The organism is Kribbella deserti (assembly GCF_042434725.1).
In the GTDB taxonomy this organism is placed as follows: Bacteria; Actinomycetota; Actinomycetes; order Propionibacteriales; family Kribbellaceae; genus Kribbella; species Kribbella deserti.
In genome coordinates, this window is the sequence record NZ_JBHLTC010000014.1 from 131044 (window position 1) to 148711 (window position 17668).

At 67.5% G+C, this 17668-nt stretch carries 15 protein-coding genes; 10 read left to right on the top strand and 5 right to left on the bottom strand.

All coding sequences use genetic code 11. The features are described 5' to 3' along the window. Window positions 1–5 precede the first annotated feature (5 nt). Window positions 6–338, bottom strand: coding sequence for an L-rhamnose mutarotase (locus tag ACFFGN_RS12115; RefSeq protein WP_380046567.1), 333 nt, complete (start codon window positions 336–338; stop codon window positions 6–8). A 200-nt stretch (window positions 339–538) separates the two neighbouring features. Between ACFFGN_RS12115 and ACFFGN_RS12120 the strand changes: the two genes are divergently transcribed. The 6 genes from ACFFGN_RS12120 to ACFFGN_RS12145 all read left to right on the top strand — a co-directional run bounded on the left by ACFFGN_RS12120 (window position 539) and on the right by ACFFGN_RS12145 (window position 8935). After that, a complete protein-coding gene (locus tag ACFFGN_RS12120) occupies window positions 539–1657 on the top strand; it encodes a hypothetical protein (RefSeq protein WP_380046569.1) in 1119 nt (372 codons plus the stop codon). A gap of 122 nt (window positions 1658–1779) precedes the next feature. Further along, on the top strand, window positions 1780–2874 hold the full coding sequence (locus tag ACFFGN_RS12125) for a hypothetical protein (RefSeq protein ID WP_380046571.1): 1095 nt from the start codon (window positions 1780–1782) through the stop codon (window positions 2872–2874). Between the two features lie 90 nt (window positions 2875–2964). Beyond that, on the top strand, window positions 2965–4068 hold the full coding sequence (locus tag ACFFGN_RS12130) for a hypothetical protein (protein ID WP_380046573.1): 1104 nt from the start codon (window positions 2965–2967) through the stop codon (window positions 4066–4068). A 126-nt stretch (window positions 4069–4194) separates the two neighbouring features. Beyond that, a complete protein-coding gene (locus tag ACFFGN_RS12135) occupies window positions 4195–5484 on the top strand; it encodes a TrbL/VirB6 family protein (protein WP_380046575.1) in 1290 nt (429 codons plus the stop codon). 34 nt (window positions 5485–5518) lie between these two features. Then, window positions 5519–6814 carry a hypothetical protein gene (locus ACFFGN_RS12140; protein ID WP_380046577.1) on the top strand — a complete coding sequence of 432 codons (1296 nt, stop codon included), beginning with the start codon at window positions 5519–5521 and terminating at the stop codon, window positions 6812–6814. Between the two features lie 216 nt (window positions 6815–7030). Beyond that, the gene (locus ACFFGN_RS12145; protein ID WP_380046579.1) at window positions 7031–8935 is read left to right on the top strand and encodes a penicillin-binding transpeptidase domain-containing protein; all 1905 of its coding nucleotides are present in this window, start codon (window positions 7031–7033) and stop codon (window positions 8933–8935) included. A 102-nt stretch (window positions 8936–9037) separates the two neighbouring features. Here the strand turns inward: ACFFGN_RS12145 and ACFFGN_RS12150 are convergent, their stop codons facing one another. Then, the gene (locus ACFFGN_RS12150; protein WP_380046581.1) at window positions 9038–10753 is read right to left on the bottom strand and encodes an AAA family ATPase; all 1716 of its coding nucleotides are present in this window, start codon (window positions 10751–10753) and stop codon (window positions 9038–9040) included. Between the two features lie 338 nt (window positions 10754–11091). On the opposite strand from ACFFGN_RS12150, the gene ACFFGN_RS12155 reads away from it, so the two are divergent. The 3 genes from ACFFGN_RS12155 to ACFFGN_RS12165 all read left to right on the top strand — a co-directional run bounded on the left by ACFFGN_RS12155 (window position 11092) and on the right by ACFFGN_RS12165 (window position 13219). Further along, on the top strand, window positions 11092–12054 hold the full coding sequence (locus ACFFGN_RS12155) for a hypothetical protein (RefSeq protein WP_380046583.1): 963 nt from the start codon (window positions 11092–11094) through the stop codon (window positions 12052–12054). Between the two features lie 55 nt (window positions 12055–12109). Beyond that, entirely contained in the window at window positions 12110–12757 is a 648-nt protein-coding gene (locus tag ACFFGN_RS12160; RefSeq protein ID WP_380046585.1) for a class F sortase, read from the top strand. Between the two features lie 93 nt (window positions 12758–12850). After that, entirely contained in the window at window positions 12851–13219 is a 369-nt protein-coding gene (locus tag ACFFGN_RS12165; protein WP_380046587.1) for a TFIIB-type zinc ribbon-containing protein, read from the top strand. A 41-nt stretch (window positions 13220–13260) separates the two neighbouring features. On the opposite strand, the gene ACFFGN_RS12170 is transcribed toward ACFFGN_RS12165, so the two are convergent. From ACFFGN_RS12170 to ACFFGN_RS12180, 3 genes are all read right to left on the bottom strand, one after another. After that, complete coding sequence (locus ACFFGN_RS12170; protein WP_380046589.1) at window positions 13261–13674, bottom strand: PaaI family thioesterase; 414 nt, start codon at window positions 13672–13674, stop codon at window positions 13261–13263. 27 nt (window positions 13675–13701) lie between these two features. Next, window positions 13702–14013 (bottom strand): WhiB family transcriptional regulator, encoded by a 312-nt coding sequence (locus tag ACFFGN_RS12175; RefSeq protein ID WP_380046591.1) that lies wholly within the window; start codon window positions 14011–14013, stop codon window positions 13702–13704. A gap of 101 nt (window positions 14014–14114) precedes the next feature. Further along, window positions 14115–16517, bottom strand: coding sequence for an immune inhibitor A domain-containing protein (locus ACFFGN_RS12180; protein ID WP_380046594.1), 2403 nt, complete (start codon window positions 16515–16517; stop codon window positions 14115–14117). Window positions 16518–16800: 283 nt separating this feature from the next. Between ACFFGN_RS12180 and ACFFGN_RS12185 the strand changes: the two genes are divergently transcribed. Further along, the gene (locus ACFFGN_RS12185) at window positions 16801–17280 is read left to right on the top strand and encodes a GNAT family N-acetyltransferase (protein ID WP_380046596.1); all 480 of its coding nucleotides are present in this window, start codon (window positions 16801–16803) and stop codon (window positions 17278–17280) included. Window positions 17281–17668: the final 388 nt, after the last annotated feature.

Below are 17668 nucleotides of genomic sequence, written 5' to 3' on the forward strand. Positions count from 1 at the left end.
GCGGCCTAACCGGCGGTTTGCTCGCTCATCGTCCAGACGTGGCGCAGGGACTGGCCGGCGAGACCGTCCGGGTTCTTCGCGAAGCCCTCGACGAACTGGGCCATGTGCTGCTGCCAGCGCTGATCGACCGGATCGTTCGACAACTTGGCCACCGCGGCCTCGAAGTCGTCGCACTCGACCAGGTGGAACAGGTCCCGGCCGCTGCGCCAGATGCTCCAGTCGGTGATTCCGGCGGCGGTCATCACCTCGATCAGCTCGGGCCACACCGTTGCGTGCTCGATCTCGTACGCCTCTTCGGTGCCCGGGATCAGGCGGCTGTGCAATGCGAGTCTGGTCACGGGGATCAACCTACCGCGCCCGCAGTGGCCGGATCGTTATGAAGCAAATGCTCGATTCAAGTTGCGGGTGACCCTCTGCGGCACGCATCGTAGGCGCGCCGGAATCTATTTCTTCCGGACTCTGTCATTTCAGTACCGCGCGGGAGGGGTCCCTGCGGGGACGTGCGCCGGCATCAGCCCGGCGGAGGGGCGATAAATTCATGACGTGGAACTCTGGCGCGCCCGCGCGCCGCATCACCATCGCACTGGCGGCCTCGGCTGCCCTGATCGCACCGGTTCTGGCCTTCGCGCCGACCGCGAACGCCGTCGGCACCGCTGACCCGGTGATGGCGGCCGGCAGCACCCGGTCGGCGGTCAGCCTGACGGCTCCGACGGCCGCGCCGTACGGCGCGCAGATCGCGCTTTCGGGCGTGCTGTGGCGCTACGGCACGTCGACCAAGATCGCCGGCTCCAAGGTGACGCTGCAGCGCTCGCTCCGGGGCAAGAACGTGTGGGGCAACGTGGCCAGCATCAACACGACGGCCACCGGCACCTACAAGTTCACGGTGACGCAGACCGTCGCCTACGACTACCGGGCCTACTACGCGGGCAACGCGACGTACACGACGGCCGTTTCCGCCGTGAAGTACCCGGTCGTCATGCAGAGGGTTCTGCTCGACTCGGTCGCCACGGTGAACTACAACACCGGCATCCTGCGCGCCACCGGCCGGGTCTACCCCGCGACCACCGGCAAGCAGGTCTACCTGCAGCGCTACAACCCGGCCACGAAGGCCTGGAGCAACATCGCCGCCAAGACCACCTCGGGCAACACGATCAGCGTTGACGCCAAGGTCGGCGGCTCCACCGGTCAGTACCGGCTCTCCGTCCCCGTGACCATGCCGTACGGCGCTGGGGTTTCCGCCGCGCGGACGCTGTCGCACTACGTCTGGCGCGATGTGTTCAAGAAGCCCGTGCTGGCCAAGGGCGGTAGCGAGGACTACTCCTGGGAGATCTTCCGTGAGGGCCCCTACCTGGTCGGTTTCGCCGACGCGCTGGAGCTGGGCAACGTGTGGGTCGACCTGAACACGGCCGGCTGCACCCGGTACGAAAACGTCGTGGGCAACGACGCGGAAGAACCGTTCACCTTCCGCATGCTGAACGGCACGACCGCGCTGCGGGCCCTCAACGTCGCCGCCGGCCCGGATCCCGAAACCTCGGGCCTGGCCTTCGTGAACGGCAGCTTCGGTGGCGCGACGAAGGTGCGGCTCCAGTTCACCGATATCGGCAACCAGGACATGCTGTTCGCCTGGATGACCGGCCGCGTTCTCTGCGCCAACTGACTGTCGCCGAAAACTGTCGGAAGCGTCATGCACACTCAGTGGGGTGTTCGCCGGATCGGTTGATCCGGTGGGCACCCCACGTCGTTTTGCCTTGTTTTCAAGGGTTCAGGGGGATGACCGCTATGAGACCGTTCAATCGCCGGGTTCTGCCGGCGCTGCTGACCGCAGCCGCGCTCGCGCTGCCGATCACCGCCGCGCAAGCCGCACCACCAACTCCCATGGTCGGAACCGTGCGTTCAGCGGTCTCCCTCACCGCCCCATCGGCCGGGGTCTACGGCACCAAGATCACGTTGTCCGGCGTGCTCTGGCGCTACGGCACCCAGACCCGGATCGCCGGGTCGAAGGTGACCCTTCAGCGCTCGGTCAAGGGCAAGAACGTGTGGGGCAACCTGGCCAGCGTGAACACCTCCGCGACCGGCGCCTTCGCGTTCACCGTCACCCAGGGGCTGGCGTTCGACTACCGCGCCCGTTTCACCGGCAACGCGACGTACGGCCCGGCCCTGTCGGCGGTCAAGCACCCGGTCGTCATGCAGAAGCTGCTACTCACCGGGATCCGCACCACGCACTACCACCAGGGCACGTTGCGGGTGTCCGCCGAGCGCTACCCGGTCCAGACCGCCGGATCGCGCGTCTACCTCCAGCGGTACAACGCCGGCACCAAGGCCTGGACCACGATCGGCTCGAGCGCTGCCACCACCAAGGCGTTCACCATCGACGCGCAGGCCGGCGGGTCCGTCGGGCAGTACCGCGTGTACGCCCCGGTCAGCTATCCGTACGGCGCGGGCGGTTCGGCCGGCAGGACCTTCGCCCACTACGTCTGGCGTGGCGTCTTCGCGAAACCTGTCCTGGCCGCTGGTGGTGCGGGGACTCCCCGGTACTACGTGTTCACCCCCAGCGAATCGCCGTCCCGTTCGGGCGCCCGCGTCGGCGCGGACGAGATCGGCGGAGTCAGCTGGATCGATGTCAACGTCGCGGGTTGCGTGCGTCTGTCCGGTGATGCCACGAACATCACCAACCGGCTGGACCCCACCACGCTGACGGTGACAGCCGGCAGTTCGCCGACCGACACCGTCTCGGGAGTGGTGCAACCCGGTGGGCGGTTCGCGATCGACCTGACCCCGCAGAACGCCACCAAGGCCCGTCTGCAGGTCGGCGACACCGGCCGGACCGGTGCCCCGGTCGCCGATTTCGAACTCGGCGTGCTCTGCACCAACTGAGACGTCCCGCCAGCGAGACATCGGCACATCTGGCACATTGAGGTCCCTGTGCACTGAGCTTGCTCCGCCCGAAGCTGAAAGAAGATCGTGATGAGACAACCCATCCGCACTCTGGTGGCGGGCCTCACGGCCGTCGCCGCACTGGTGGCACCCGTCGTCGCCGCCGTTCCGGCCGAGGCAGCCGGAACGGTTCGCGCCGCGGCCAGCCTGACCGGTCCCGCGCACGGCACCTACGGCTCCAGCGTCAGCCTCAGCGGCGTGCTGTGGCGGTATGGCACCTCCACCCGGATCGCCAACGCGGTCGTCACCCTGCAACGCACCCCGCACGGCAAGTCCGCCTGGACCCAGGTCACGTCGGTCCGGACGTCCTCGACCGGTACCTACGGGTTCACGGTCACGCTCGGCACCGTCTACGACTACCGCACGGTGTACGGCGGCTCGGTCACTTACACCACCGCCGTGTCGAACGTGATCAACCCGAAGATCCTGCGCCGGGTCCTGCTCGATTCCGTGCAGACCACCAACAGCGCCCCGGACGAAGGCGTGAACGTCGGAACGCTGCGGGCCACCGGCCGGGTGCTGCCCGCGCCACCTACTGGTACGCAGGTCTGGCTGCAGCGCTACGACGCCGCGAGCAAGACCTGGAAGAACTTCATGTCCACCCGGACCACCGGCGGTGCGGGCGTCTCGATCTCCGGCAACGTTCCGCCGAACGTCGGCACGTACCGCCTCCAGGCTCCGGTCGCTTCGCCGTACTACGGCGGCTCGTCGAACACCAAGGTCCACGCGCACTACGTCTGGCGCGGCATCTTCACGAAGCCCCTGCTGGCCGTGGGTGGTACGGAGACGCCCGGGCGCTACATCTGGAAGCCGAGCGAGTCCGCCACGCGCTACCTGATCAACCTCTGGGCCGCGGCGGGCGGAAGCTCCTGGGTGGACATCAACACCTACGGCTGCCTGCAGCTCGACGTGTCGACCATCAACGTGACGGACCAGACCGGCACCGCGACGAACGTGCTCGCCACCATCGCGAACGGCGCCACCAAGCTCTACGACTACGACATCGCCCCTGGGCAGGAGTCGCAGAAGACCTTCTCGGTCCGTGGCATCAACCGGCTGCGCGTGCAGTCGGCCGCCAAGACCCAGGGCAACCCCATCTCCACGTGGGGCATCGCCGCGCTCTGTAACAACTGACGCAATTCCAGGCATGACTCGGGCGTAGTGGTGCCGAGATTGCAGGAACCTGCAACGCGAAGAGGTTTACAGGCAGGCCCTTCGACCTCTTGGCTCAGATCGGCACCGCTACGACCGAGGAACCTCATGAAGAAACACCTGGCCACCCTGGCCTCCGGCCTGACCGCCACCGCCCTGCTCTTCCCTCTGCTCGGCCCGCTCCCGGCCAATGCCACCAAAACAGCCGGTACGGCGAACGCGGGCGGTTCAAGTGACCTCGGCACGTCGGGCGCGGGCGATTCAGCTGGTCTCGGTACGGCGCGCGCGGGTGGTTCGACGGGTCCCGGCGCGGCGCGCGATACGGCGGGCGCGCGCGATGCGGGTGGTTCGGCGGGCAGGGCGTCGGCGGGGACCGCCGCGGGGTCGGTGCGGGCGGCGGTCAGTCTGACCACTCCCCCGGTCGGCGCGTACGGCTCCAACGCGCGCTTCAGCGGCACGGCCTGGCGCTACGGCACGCAGACCAAGCTCGCCGGCGCGACGATCGTGCTGCAGCGAGCGCCTCACGGCAAGGCGACCTGGATCAACCTGACTTCGGCACGGACCACGGCGACCGGGACCTTCGCGATGGGTGTCACCCTGTCCGGCGGGTACGACTACCGGGCGTATTACGCGGGTTCGACGACGTACACCTCGGCCGTTTCCGCCGCGAAGTTCGTTTTCGTCTCGTGGAAGGTGATCCTGGACGGTCTGTCCACCACGGACAACGCCCAGTCGAACTCCAACAACGGCACCCTGAACGCCAAGGGCCGCGTGTACCCCGCACCGCCCACGGGCACCACGGTCTGGCTGCAGAAGTACGACCCGGTCAGCAAAAAGTGGAAGGACTTCACATCCGGGAAGGTCAGCGGCAACACGATCGCGATCAAGACCGACATCCGCGGCAACGTGAGCACCTGGCGGCTATCCGTCCCGAGCCGCAATTACTACTTCACCGGCTCGTCCAACTCGAAGCAGTTCGCCCACTACGTCTGGCGCGGCCTGTTCTCCCGGGGCGCAGTGGCGGTCGGGGGCACAGAGGGCGGGTCATTTCATGTCTGGGCGGACCAAGACCCCCTCGGCGGTATAGCCCTCGCCCGGTCGGAACGTGGAGGTCTGTTCTGGGCGGAAATCCGCACCACTGGCTGTCTGACAGTGGAGATCGGCATGCACAACTACAGCAACCAGCAGCGGCCGGGGCAGCCCACGGACATGCGCTTCGTCATCCGCCAGGACGGTGAACTGTTCAGATCGGTTGTGCTGAAGCCCGGTGGTGACATCTCGGGCGGCCAGCTGCGCCCGATCGGCGGTATCCAGCGGATCCGCCTCGAGATCCAGGACGCCGGCCACACCGGTGAGCCTCTCGGAGAGTGGCGCTCAAGCGTTCTGTGCTCCAACTGAGTTTGCTCGAACACAACTAGGAATGGGAAGAAGCATGAGGATGCATCAGGGGGGAGCCGTGCGGCGTATTGCCGGGACGGCAGCTGCCATTGGGCTTTGCGTGGCGGGTGCGGGCATGGTCCCGGCCGCCAACGCAGGCGGACTGGCCGGGGGGCCGGAGAAACCGCTCGGCCCGATCAAGCCGGTCGGGCCCGTCAACACCGCTACGCCGATCGCGGACAACAGCGCCAGGACCGGCGGCACGCTCAAGGTCGTCGGTCCGGTCACCACGGCCGGCCCGATCATCACCAACGGCCCGGGCACCACGGCGGGTTCGGTCAAGGCGGCGGTCAATCTGACCGGTCCGACGTCGGGCACGTACAACACCAACGTGCGGTTCAGCGGCACGCTCTGGCGGTACGGCACCCCGACGAAGATCGGCGGCGCCACGGTCGTTCTGCAGCGCACGCCGCACAACGGCAGCTCGTGGCTCAACCTGACGTCGGCCAAGACCACGTCGACCGGCACCTTCGCGTTCGGCGTGACCCTGACCGGCGCGTACGACTACCGCGTCTACTACGCGGGCTCGACCACGTACACCACCGCCCTCAGCGGCAAGGTCTATCCCGCCGTGCTCCGCGGCGTGGCCTTCGACTCCATCAAGACGACGAACCAGGGCGACGGTACGGGCGACCTGGCCGGCGTGCTTACCGCCAACGGCCGTGCCTACCCGGTGGTGCCGACCGGTGCGCCGATCTACCTGCAGCGTTACGACGCCGCCGGCAAGGCGTGGAAGACGATCGGAACGGCCGCCAGCAAGGGCACTGCCAACTTCACGATCTCGGCGCGCGTTCGCGGTTCGGTCGCACCGTACCGGTTCCACGTCCCGCTGAAGTACCCGATCGCGGCGGGCTCGTCGCGATCCGTCACGTTCGCGCATTACACCTGGCGAGGAGCCTTCTGGAAGCCGGTGCTCGGCTTCGGTGGCACTGGCGACCCGGGCTACGGTGTGTACCCGGCATCCGACTGGCCGTACCGCAGCGGTGCGTACTTCGGCGCCAACGAGACTGGTGGGTCGGCATGGATCGACGTCAACACCAGCGGCTGCGTCGCGACGCAGGTCGAGGCACGCAACTACACGCACGAATTCGAGCCGACCACCGAGCAGTTCACGGTCCGCGACCCCAACGGGGGCATTCTGGCCGGAAAGGTTCTCGCGCCGGACGAGGACTACCTCTTCTACGAGATCCAGCTGAACGGACTCGCACGGACCCGCCTGGCGGTCGCGGACCTGGGATCAAGTGGTCACCCGCTGGTAGGCGTCACTACCTGGGTGCGTTGCAACAACTGATCGTGCGGTGACCAAGAAGGGCTCGTCCGGGAGGGCGGGCCCTTCTTCTTTTCCTGACGGGTGAACAATCGGGGGTGGTTGAGCGTCAGTACTCGGGGGGATCCGAACCGATCACTGAGGGTGCAGGAAGGTTGAGTAGTTGTGCGGTGCTGGCAGGCTGGCACACGCCGAAGACTGTTCCGGGTGAACACCCCTCACCATGCGAGAGTTGAGACCGTGAAGCGAACTGCGATCGTCTGCCTGAGCGCCGCACTGCTGGCCACTGCGTGTACCGACAGCAAACCTGATGCCGCAGGCAAGCCGGACCCGAACGACGAGAAGGCCGCCTCGGCCGCGGTGGTGAAGTCGTATGCCGCCGCCTGGATGCAGGCCTGGGCGCCGGAGGGCAAGCCGGACGCGGCCGCGGCGCTGACCGACAACCCGACCACGTTCGGCCCGCAGCTGGACGACGTCGATACGGCCCTCGCGGTGGCCAACGTGAAGGTGACGCCGCAGGGCGAGGCCACTTGCGCCGATGACACCAACTGCTCGCAGGACGTCGCCGTCGAGGCCGTACTGCGCGGTATCGGCACGATGAAGTGGACCGCCAAGGTCGCCACCGTCAAGGTCGGTGACGCCTGGAAGGTGAAGGCCACCGGTGACTCGATCTACCCCGAGCTCGGCGAGGCGAACTACCTCAAGCGCTCCCGCACGCTGCCGCCGCGGGCTTCGATTCTCGACCGCGCGGGCAAACCGCTGACCTCGCAGCGCCAGGTGGTCACCGTCGGCGTCGCCTCGGGTACCAAGGCCACCGCCGCGACGTATGCCGCCTTCAAGACGTACCTGGACGTCGATCCGGTCCGGCTGAAGAAGCGGGCCGTCGGCGCGCCGGCCGGCCAGTTCGTCGACGCGATCACCATCCGGGCCGACGACTGGTACAAGATCGAGCCGAAGATGGGCAAGCTGCCCGGCATTCTCACGATGGGCGGCACCAAGTCGCTCGCGGAGAGCCCGACCTTCGCCCGGAACCTGATCGGCGTGATGAAGCAGGCCGACGCGGACACCCTGAAGAACGCCGGCCCGACCGCCTCGTCCAACGACGACGTGGGCGCCAGCGGCCTGCAGTATGCGTTCCAGCAGCAGCTCGCGGGCACGCCCGGTGGTGTGGTCACGCTGCGCGCCAAGGACACCAAGCGCACGGTCAAAGACGTCTTCAAGCAACCGGCCAAGCCCGGTACGCCGGTGAAGACCACCATCGACACAGCCCTGCAGCGGGCCGCCGAGAAGGCCCTCGGCACCAGCAAGCTGCCCGCGTCGCTGGTCGCCGTACAGGCCTCGACCGGCCAGATCCTCGCCGCCGCCAACGGTCCGACGCCGACCGCTTACAACCGCGCGTTCCTCGGCCGGTATGCGCCGGGTTCGACCTTCAAGATCGTCACCGCGGCCGCGTTGCTCGGCACCGGGATGACCGCGCAGACGCCGGTGACCTGCAGTAACACGATCACCGTGTTCGGCAAGACCTTCAAGAACTACGACGCGCTCGCGCCGTACGGCTCGGGTTCGCTGCAGCGCGCGTTCGAGCAGTCCTGCAACACCGCGCTGATCTCGAACCAGGGCAAGCTGCCCCGCGACGGCATGATCAAGGCCGCCGCGATGTTCGGCTTCGGCCAGGACACCAAGCTGTCGATCTCGTCGTACGGCGGAACCGTGCCGGCGCCGAAGGACGACGTCGAGAAGGCCGCGTCGATGATCGGCCAGGGCACCGTGACGGCCAGCCCGCTGCAGATGGCGATGGTCGCCGCCGCCGTGAAGAACGGTACGGCGCTGAAGCCGGTGCTGGTTCCGGGCAAGGACCCGGCCGGTCCCGCCGCCAGCCCGTTGCCGCCGGCCACCGCCGCGGCGCTGCGCGCGATGATGCGGTCCACGGTCACGAACGGTACGGCGAAGGTGCTGGCAGGCAACGGCGCCGTGTCGGCCAAGACCGGTACGGCCGAGGTTGTTGTCAACGGCAAGGTGACCACCAATGGCTGGATGGTCGGCTACCGCGGTGACGTCGCCTTCGCGGTGATCGTCGAGGGCGGGGAGTCCGGCGCGAAGGCGGCCGGCCCGGTGCTCAAGTCGTTCCTCAGCCAGTTCAGCTGAAAGCGACGCCCCCAGCGGCTTCTGTCCGCGAGTGGTCGCGTGCAGACGCGACCACTCGCGGACAGAAAAACCGCGTCCACTCGTGAAGCTGAGGGGACGGGCTCAGAAGCTGAGGACCTCGTCGATCGCGCTGCGGAAGTCCGAGGCGTCGAGCGTCATCAGCTCGAGGTCCGTCGGCGTACCAGGCGAGTGGAACAGCCGCAGGTCCCGGTGCTTGGCCGCGGCCTCCAGGATGGTCCGGATGAACCGGGCGTTGCCCAGTTCGTCGATCCGGCCATCCGCGCAGACCTGATCCAGTACAGCGGTCAGCGCGGCGGCGGCGTCCTCGGTGATGTGGTCGCCGCGGCGATCCACCAACCGGAAGGCGATCTCGCGCAGTTGATCGGCCGTGTAGCGCGGGAAGTCGATCCGGGTCGAGAAGCGGCTCCGCAGACCCGGGTTGGCCTCCAGGAACTCGGCCATCTTCTTGGTGTATCCCGCGACGATGACGACCAGCCGGTCCCGGTCGTCCTCCATCCGCTTCAGCAGGGTGTCGATCGCCTCGGTGCCGAAGTCGCTGCGCAGGTTCTGGTTGCGCAGCGCGTAGGCCTCGTCGATGAACAGCACGCCGTCCAGCGCGGAGTCCACCACCGCGTTCGTCTTCACGGCGGTCTGACCGATGTACTCCGCGACCAGGCCCGACCGGTCCGTCTCGATCACCGTGTCCGAGGCGAGCAGGCCGAGAGCGCAGTACAGCCGGGCCACCACGCGCGCGACAGTGGTTTTACCGGTTCCAGGCGGCCCGGCGAAGATGAGGTGGCCGCCGAGCTTGGGAGTGGGCAAGCCCCGCTCAGCCCGCAGTAGTCCGGCACGGACCTGGGCCGCTACCGCCGCCACCTGGCGCTTGACGTCCTCCATACCGACGTTGCGGTCGAGGTCGTTCAGAATGCCCTGGACCGAGCCCCAATCCGGCTGACGGTGCAAGGCCGGCGCGGTGGGTGCGCCACGTCGTACGACGGGTGCGGGCGTCTTTCGCCGGTCGCGCGGCTGGGTCTCGAGAACGACCTCCGGGTCCATCACCGCTTGCGCGACCTGGCGATGGTCCGGGTTGCGCCCGTAGACCCACTGGAACTGGCGAAGCGCCGCGTCCTCCCGGCCGGTTCCGCGATAGACGAAGCCGAGGTAGTACTCCGCGTCCCGCTGAACGAGCTCGTTCAGCGGGTTGCCCGCGGCCTGGCGCAAGAGCGTCTCGGCCTCGCCCCACTCCTCCAGCTGGGCAAGCACCATGCCGTGGCGCAGAAGGGCTTCGGCACCGAGATGGCCGTCGGACGGCACCTGGCGCAGATGCCGCACGGCCTCGTCGTACCGCTTGCGGAGCTGGGCGACGGCGGAGAGCAGGAAGAACCGCCGGGCGTCCTCGATGACCTCGTTGGCGGCGCGCTCGGCTGCCTCGCCATCACCCTCGCCGAGCCGGCGCAGCGACTCCGCGTGCCAGACGTCGTCGGTCGTCTCCAGCGTGAGCTTGAACCACCAGCCGCCCTGGAATGTCGAACTGAGCCGGCGCTTGTCCGCATCGCGTTCCGCACCGAACCGGGCGATACCCGCGACCATCCGATCCAGCGCCGTGTCGGCATCACCGCCCGCGGCGTGAAATCCCAGCCAGGCGTCGGTCATCCCGCCGTCGAGCTCGACCGCTCGGGTGAAACTCTCCAGCGCGGCCGGTTTGTCCGGGGTGGCGGCCTTCTCGTCGGCCTTCGCGAAGCCGAGCTGCTTCGCGCCCTTCACCCAGAACCCGCGCGCGCGACGCCGGGCCAGCAGGCCGGCGGACTGCTCCGACATCAAACTCTCCCAGCTTTGTCGAGCCACTTCGCTAACCGGACACCCGGCATCTTCTCATCCCGATGGTTGACTGTGGACGTCCTGGAAGTTACGCCCAGCGACGGTGAATCGCTCCCACGGCGAGTCGGGTCCGCGCCGCTTGTGCGTGGCGGTCCATCCGCAACATAATGCCGAGGTTGTCGTTTCTGTCGGGCGGTCCGTGCTTGGGTCGGGATGACGGCGTACTCCACTGGATTCAGGTACTGAACTGGGTTGAACCGCCTCTTCCCCGTTCGGCAGACCAGTGACGATCCCCTTTGCAGGCCTCTTCTGGCTGGCATGACACTCAAGGACAAGACGTGAACGAAGTAACGAGCAGCGAGCAGGTGGGCGCGCCCGTCAAGGCCAAGAGCTCCCGAGCGATCGCGCTGCTGAGCGGTGCCGGCGCCTTGGCGCTCGGCCTGGGTGGTCTCACCCTCGCGATGGCGCCCGCCGCCTCTGCCGACGGCATCGTGAAGCCGGGTAACCCCACCTGTGCTCAGCTGGTGCCCGGATCGACGGAGATCAAGTTCGATCCGCCGAACGCGGGTTCCAAGACCGCGGACGGCGTCACGGTGAAGTGGACCGAGCGCGAGCTGCTCGTCGACACCCCTGAGCACCCGGGCGACCAGACCGGCGGCCAACTGGTCGACTTCACCGCCACCGGCGGCGTCGTACTCGGTGCCATCATCAAGGGCGGGCCGAACGCGAACTTCTACGACTACCGCCCCCTCGGTACCGCGGCGGGCGCCGGGCTGCACACGCCGGTGAATCCCAACAACAAGAAGTTCTACGGCCTGAGCCACGTGACCTTCTGCGTTGCCAAGGTGGTGACCACGCCGACGCCGACCATCACCACGACGGTCACCCCCACGCCGACCATCACGGTCACCCCGACGCCGACCGTGACGATCACGCCGACGCCGACCATCACGACCACGCCGCCTCCCACGGTCACGCCGTCCGTGACGCCGACCCCGACGCCGACCGGCACCCCGACCGTGACGCCGTCAGGCACGCCGTCGGTGACCCCGTCCGTGCCGCCGACCACTCCGTCCGCGACGCCGACCACCTCGCCGAGCGGCACCCCGACCGGCTCTCCGAGCACTCCGGTTCCGGTCCCGACCGAGATCGACGCCGGCCTGTCGGGCGGCCAGCAGAACACGTCCGCCAGCAGCAATGGCCCGAGCACCGGCGGCATCGCGCTGCTGTGCCTCGGTGGCGTTCTCGTGTTCGCCGCTGTGCTGAAGGCACGGCAGCGTCGCGGTCAGCACTCGGCCTGACATGTCCGCAAAGCGTCGCCGTCCGGGACGCGCTCGTCTGTTCGGATGGACAAGCGTGTTCCTGGCGGCCGGCGCGGCGTTGCTGCTGATCGGCGGATACCAGCAGATCAGGGGCAACACCTCAGCCGATGACGGCCGGTCGCAAACGTCGACCGGCCCGTCATCGGGCTCGAACAGCTCAGCGGCACGGCCCACGGAAACCGGGTCGGCCCGGCCTTCGAATGGCAGCAAACCTCCCGAGGTCAAAAGCGCCGGTCCGCTGCGACCAGGCGATCCGGCCCGGGTCTCGGTGCCCAGTCTGGGCGTCACCGCCCGTGTGCTCAGGATCCGCGCCAGCAATAGAGCACTCATCCCGCCCTCGAATCCCCGCATGCTCGGCTGGTGGTCCGACGGCGCCCGGCCCGGTGCCGCCAAGGGCGCAGCCGTCATCACGGGCCATACCGTGCACGACGGTGGCGGCGCGTTCGATCACCTCGGGGAGTTGGCCGTCGGCGACACTGTCACCGTGACCACCACCAGGAACCGCACCCTCCGCTATCGGGTCGCGTCGGTGACCGTCTACCGCAAAAAGACCTTGGCCCGGCAGGCCGCGCGGGTCTTCAGCCAGAGCGGCCCGGGCCGACTGGTACTCGTCACCTGCGAGGACTGGGACGGCACCGGCTATCTGAGCAATTCGGTCGTGATCGCCAAACCCGCCCGCTGAGGCCGGACCCACTCGGACCAGAGACCAGGGGAGCTCCCTGAGAGTTCCCTGAAGTCGCGCGATTCCGGCCTTTTGCGGCTCTACAGTGGCCGCATGGAACCCTTGATCTGTCCCAAGTGCCGAGGCTCCATGCGCGTGTACGAGCGCAGTGGAGTGACCGTCGACCAGTGCACCGAGTGCCGCGGCATTTTTCTCGATCGGGGTGAACTCGAGAAGCTGGTAGACGCCGAGGAGAGCTACAACGCCGGTCCGGCCGCTCCGCTCCCCCCGCAGCCGCACGCCGCGCCGCCCGCCCAGCCGCGGTACGACGACCGCCGGTACGAGGACAAGCGCTACGACGACCGCCGGTACGAAGACAAGCGGTACGAAGACAAGCGGCGCTACGAGGACGATCGCTACCGCGGGCAGCAGCCGTACCGCGGCAAGAAGAAGAAGTCGTTCTTCGAGGAGCTCTTCGACTGATCGGCCCGGCCGGGGTGGCGAGCCGCCCCGGCCGCAAGGTCTCAGGGCTTGACGGTACGAACCGTGCCCTGGGCCAGCGCGCTCAGCGTCACCGAGCCGTCGCCCGCCAGCATGCTGAGCCGGCAAACACAGGTAGCCTGCCGCGAACCGGTATGCGCGACCTCGGCCTCGGCGCGCAGGGTGATGCCCGCGCCGGGCGCCAGGTAGTTGATGGTGACCCCGGTTGTGAGCACCGACGGCCCCAGCGTCGTACCCGCGGCGAAGGTGATCGCGTTATCGGCCGCGTAGGCCAGCACACCGCCGTGCAGATAACCGTTCTGCTGCAACAGCTCAGGCCGTACGTCGATTTCCAGGGTAGCGGCGGAATTGCCGAAGGCGGTCACCTTTGCCCCCAGCAACACGCTGAACGGCTGTGCCGCCAGAACCTCGCGGGCGTCGTCGAGAGTCAACTCCATGCCCGGCGACACTAGCCGGTGACCGGGTTAACCGGTGGCCGTGGCGAGGTGGTCCCGCTCGTCCTCGGTGGTACCGCCCCAAACGCCGTACGTCTCGCCGACAACGATCGCGTGGTCGCGGCACTGGCGGGAGACCGGGCAGGTCCCGCACAGGGATTTGGCGAGCACCTCACGGGCGTGTTTGCGCAGACCGCGCTCGGCCTCGGCCGGAAAGAACAACTCGGGGTTGACGTCCTGACAGGCCGCGTCGTCCTGCCACGACCAGTTCTCCAGCAACGGATACGGGAGCCCGGGCGGTGCTTTCGTGACGGACCCGGCCGGGGGCTTGCGCGTACTCATGCTGCATAAGTACCCCCAGTTGAACGTTCCACACCTGAGAGCGGGGAAAACGGAGGGGCCCCCGGCAACGTTCTGCCGGAGGCCCCTGACGCTTCAGCGGGTTACTTGAAGACGCGGATCTTCATCGAGGTGCCGCTCTGCGAGAGGACCTTGATCTTGACCCCGACACCCGGAACCTTGACGCCGTACGACGGCATCTCCGGGTTCCAGAACTGCTTGGTGTCGTCGAACACCGGCACGGCGGCCTGGCCGCGGATGTAGTTCGGGCGACCCTCCACCGTCAGGTTGAACGAGTCGGACTTCTGCAGACCGAACGTCGCGTCGTAGCCCTGGATCCGGCCACGCCAGTACTGACCGGCGAGGTTGACCTTGAGCTCCGGGTTCGCGTCGATCGGCAGCCACTGACCCTCACCCGGGTGCACGGCGGTCTCGTTGTTGTGCTGGGAGGTGTCCCAGTACGAAACGAGCAGACCGTCCTGGTACGGGAAGTGCTCGACCCAGTCCGGCTTGTCGCCACCGACGAAGTTGTACGGCCCGTACTGCAGGTACTTGTTGTACGAGTTGTACGTGTAGTTCGACGCCAGGTAGAAGTTGTCGTACTCGTTGACGAGCTTGTCGCCGGCGGCGGTGAAGCCCTTGACGGTCCAGCCGTTCGCGCCGGACTCGGCGCCGTCCTCGAACACGGTCGTACCACCAGCGGTGAGCTTGATGTCGTCGACGAAGAAGCCGAGCTCCTGCGCCGCGCCATCGGTCAGGTAGCGGAAGCGGATGTCGATCGTCTTGCCGGCGAAGGCCGACAGGTCGAACTTGGCCGGCTTCCAGCCTTCGCTGTCACCGTCGATACCGTTGGCCTCGGCAGCCTTGGTGATGTTGCCGGGAATGGCCTTGAAGCCGGTGCCGTCGTTGACCTCGACGAACGCGTAGTCACACGGGTCGGGACCGCAGTCCTCGATCTTCCACCACGCCTGGAAGTCCAGCGAGGCGCTGCCCGCGGGCAGCGTGACCTTGCGGGTCAGGCTGTTGTCCAGGTCGTCGCCCTTGGTGCTCCACCAGGTCTTGGTGCCGACCGGCGGCTTGGCGAGCTCGGTGGTGACCTTCTTCTTCGGCAGTACGACGACCGCGGCCTGGGCCTTGGCCGAGTTGTACTCGTGCGGGCCAAGCTCGATCTTGCGGTCCTGGCCCGCGACCACGGTCTCGTAGTCGAGCCAGCCGAGCTGCAGCTTGTCCCAGGTACCGAGGTCCTGCGGACGCTGGCCGATGCCCACGTCACCCTTGGCCCCGGCGCGCGACTGCGCCATGACGCTCCACCAGTTCACCGGGTTCTGGTTGGGCAGACCCGAGGTGTCGTAGTGGTCGGGCAGACCGAGGTCGTGGCCGTACTCGTGCGCGAAGACGCTGAGGCCACCGTTCTCGGGCTGAATGGTGTAGTCACGGACCCACAGGCCGGTGTTGCCGATCTGGGCGCCACCGTTCTTGTTGTTCGCGGGACCAGTGGTGTTGTTCTGGAACGCGGCCCAGCGGTGCGACCAGATGGCGTCCTCACCCTGGTACGGGTCGCCATCGGCCTGGTCACCACCGGAGTGCACGATCTGGAAGTGGTCGATGTAACCGTCGGGCTCGTTGAAGTTGCCGTCGTGGTCGAAGTCGAACCGGTCCCAGACGTCGTACGACGCCAGCGTCGCCTTGATCTGCGCGTCGGTCTTGCCGGCGGCCTTCTGCTGCGCGACCCAGGAGTTCAGGCCGTCCTTGACGAGCTCCCACACGTTCGTGCAGTTGCTGCCGGCGCAGGGGTAGCCGTTCGAGCGGCCGTAGCGGGCCTCGTTGTAGGGCACCTTCACCCAGTCCGAGACCAGACCGTCGACGCTGTAGCGACCCGAGGACTGCGCCTCGTAGTACGTCTTGACCGACTCGACTCCCTTGCCCGTACCGAAGTACAGCTTGCGGAAGTAGTCGGCCGAGTAGTCGGCCTGCCATACGGTCGAGTTGTCGACCGAGCGATCCGGCTCCGGGATCGCGTTGTGCAGCGGCCCGTCGAAAACGGTCGGGCCCGGCGTGTTCGGGTCGACGCTGATGTCGGGGAAGTTCGGGTGCCGCTCGTTACCGAACTCGGTCAGGATGACAAAGATCTTGTCGGTCTTCTCCCGCGCGAGCTCGACATACTGGTCCTTACCCGCCTTCGCGGCGGTGATCTTGCCGGTCTTGCTGCGGGCTGCCGGCACGTCGATCTCCGAGCCGATCTTGACGACCTTGCTCGGCCCCCGCTTCTCGACCTTGGCCCGGCCGCTGAGCACCTCGGTCAGTGCCTCCTGACGCAGCTCACGGCGCTTGTCCTCGAGTGCGTTCGGCATCTCGTCGGATACGGCCTTGATCGCGTTCGGTGCTTCCTGACCGCCGGTGATCGGCGCCTGCGGTGTAGCGACAGACTGCGGAAGCTGCCCGAGACCCACCACTACGGCGAAGCTGAGCACCCCGATTGCTGTCGTACGTGCGTGGTTCACGCGCACGATGTCCCTCCTCCTGGGATCAGCCGTCCGATGCTGTCAGCACCGGGCCGGCTTATTGCAGCGCCTCCGTCGGCGGGCGGCACGGACGGTAGCCGCGATATCCCGGTACGGAGGCGTAATCTTTTGCGACCCTAGGCGAGCACTCCCGGACTGGGAAGGGATTCGGTGCGGGTTATCCCTTGAACTCACCTTCTTCCAGCGCCACCGTGACCGAATCGGGATTTTTCCGGTATCTCAGGGAAACGACCTGACACGGCCCCCGGACCTGGTTAAGGTCTGCGAGGTGAGCACCGCGACGCCGCCGCCCGCCGTCACTCTCCGCCCGATGACCGAGGCCGAATTCGGCCCCTGGCGCGAGCTCTCCATGACCGGATACGCCGCCAGCCTCGCTGACGCGAACCACCTGGACCCGGCCACCGCCACGGAGATGGCCAGCAATCAGTACGACAGGCTGTTGCCGGAAGGCCTGGCCACCGCGGAACACCTGCTCTGGATCGCCTTGCACGGCGAGGATCCGGTGGGATCGCTGTGGATCCACGTGAAAGCGAGCAAATCGGCCTTCATCTACATGTTGCTGGTGGACGCCGATCAGCGCGGCAAGGGCTATGGCCGGGGCATCATGCTGGCCGGCGAACAAGAGTGCCGCGCCCTCGGCCTGGACCGCGTCGAACTCAACGTCTTCGCCCGCAACCGCACCGCCATCAACCTGTACGACTCCCTCGGCTACGAGGTCACCACCCAGCAAATGCGAAAGTTGCTCTAAGCAATCACCCGATCGCGCTGCGTTCCACTCTCCCCTCCCCGCCCCGCATTCCACGTCCCACCGTCACAGATCTCGCACGGTCGGACGCAGAATGCGATCACCGGCCTGGTGATTCCGCTCTCACACCGCATTCCACGTCCGACCGTCAGACGAACCCGCCCCGGCGTGCACCGCATTCCACGTCCGACCGTCGGCCGGGTTTCGCACGGTCGGACGCAGAATGCGATCAACCACCGGGGCGAATCCCCTCGCGCCGCATTTCGCGTCCGACCGTCCGTAGGTTTTGGGCACGGTCGGACGTGGAATGCGGCGCGAGGGGTGAATCTCTTTCCGACGGTCGGACGCGAAATGCGGTGCACGCCTGGGCGGGTTCGCCTGACGGTCGGAC

Coding starts and splice junctions, on each gene's coding strand:
- ACFFGN_RS12140 (WP_380046577.1), top strand. CDS start 5,519: ATGAGGATGCATCAGGGGGGAGCCGTGCGGCGTATTGCCGGGACGGCA.
- ACFFGN_RS12130 (WP_380046573.1), top strand. CDS start 2,965: ATGAGACAACCCATCCGCACTCTGGTGGCGGGCCTCACGGCCGTCGCC.
- ACFFGN_RS12150 (WP_380046581.1), bottom strand. CDS start 10,753: ATGTCGGAGCAGTCCGCCGGCCTGCTGGCCCGGCGTCGCGCGCGCGGG.
- ACFFGN_RS12170 (WP_380046589.1), bottom strand. CDS start 13,674: ATGGAGTTGACTCTCGACGACGCCCGCGAGGTTCTGGCGGCACAGCCG.
- ACFFGN_RS12135 (WP_380046575.1), top strand. CDS start 4,195: ATGAAGAAACACCTGGCCACCCTGGCCTCCGGCCTGACCGCCACCGCC.
- ACFFGN_RS12125 (WP_380046571.1), top strand. CDS start 1,780: ATGAGACCGTTCAATCGCCGGGTTCTGCCGGCGCTGCTGACCGCAGCC.
- ACFFGN_RS12165 (WP_380046587.1), top strand. CDS start 12,851: ATGGAACCCTTGATCTGTCCCAAGTGCCGAGGCTCCATGCGCGTGTAC.
- ACFFGN_RS12120 (WP_380046569.1), top strand. CDS start 539: ATGACGTGGAACTCTGGCGCGCCCGCGCGCCGCATCACCATCGCACTG.
- ACFFGN_RS12175 (WP_380046591.1), bottom strand. CDS start 14,013: ATGAGTACGCGCAAGCCCCCGGCCGGGTCCGTCACGAAAGCACCGCCC.